1 protein-coding gene is annotated in these 1,194 nt (G+C 72.5%); it reads right to left on the bottom strand.

Features of this window, described 5'->3' with window-relative positions:
• Window positions 1-1,194: polysaccharide lyase family 1 protein (locus tag HW445_RS31755; RefSeq protein WP_180224223.1), on the bottom strand; the 1,194-nt coding region annotated here is incomplete at both ends.

Genomic DNA, 1,194 nt, shown 5'->3' with positions numbered 1-1,194 from the left:
GTTCGTGCGGCTCGCACTCGTCGAGCTGCCCGGCCCCGGCCCAGCGGGCGACGAACCCCGGCACGTCACCGGTCTCGTCGACCCGGGCCCGCAGTTCCGGGCTCCAGCCCGCGTCCGACCGGAGCAGGGCGTCCGGGTGCCCGGCGTTGTACGCCGCGATCAGGTCCACCTCGGCCCCGTTGACGAAGTTGTCCTCGGCGGTGATGGGCGCCTCGCTCCACTTGTGCAGGACCGCACCGGCGGGGACGGACGCGGGAAGGGTGAAGTGGTTCTTCTCGGCGAAGATCGCCGACTCCCGCCCGACGCCGTAGGCGTAGCCGAAGGCCCCGGCGTCGCGGACCAGGTGGTGGTTGTTGTAGACGTCGACCTGTCCGAAGCGGACGCGCGGGGTGCGCTCCCCGGTGTCCCGGAACAGGTTGTGGTGCAGGGTGACCCGCAGCCTGCCGCTGTCCGTGGCGCCCGCGCCGTCGCTGTTGCCGATCAGGATGGTCTTGCTGTGGTCGGCGAAGACGTTCCAGGAGGCGGTGACGAGGTCGGCGCCCCGCACGACGTCGAGCTGCCCGTCGTGCTGCTGGTAGAGCTGCCCGTAGTGACGGGGCTGGGCGTCGTCGGGACGCCGGCCGTCGGTGAAGGTGTTGTGGTCGACCCACACGTGGGTGGAGCCGTACACGACCAGGCTGTCGTACTCGGAGTTCCAGGCGCCCTCGGCCCCGTCGGTCGGGTCCCACTGCGGGAAGCAGTCGAAGGTGTCCTCGAAGGTCAGGTTGCGGACGATGACGTTGTCCACGCCGCGGACCTGGACGTTGGCGCCCAGCAGCCGGGCGCGGTCGCCGATGCCGACGATGGTGGTGTTGGCCCCGACGTCGAGCCGGATCCGCTCCGCCTGGCGGCGGGCGGAGGCGACGCGCGCGTCCTCCAGCGGCCCGGACGGCTCGGCGGTTCCCCAGGTGGCCGGGTCGTAGGCCGCGAGGTAGCCCTCCTGGGTGTAGCCGTCCGTGGCGTAGTCGGCGCAGCCCAGCGGTTCGCCCTCGGCGTCGCTGTTGGCGTCGAGGGTGCCTCTGACCCGGATGATCCTCGGGGTGCCGTCACCGTTGCCGACGGCCGCCTTGAGCTCCTCCCAGGTGTCGACGGTGTACACGTGGGCGGGGTCGGCGGCGGCGCCGCCGGTGGTTCCGCCCTCGGCCGCGGCCCAGC

Origin of the sequence: Streptomyces sp. UH6 (genome assembly GCF_013421635.1) — a bacterium.
GTDB lineage: Bacteria > Actinomycetota > Actinomycetes > Streptomycetales > Streptomycetaceae > Streptomyces > Streptomyces abyssomicinicus.
This window is presented reverse-complemented; position numbering and strand designations above follow the sequence as displayed.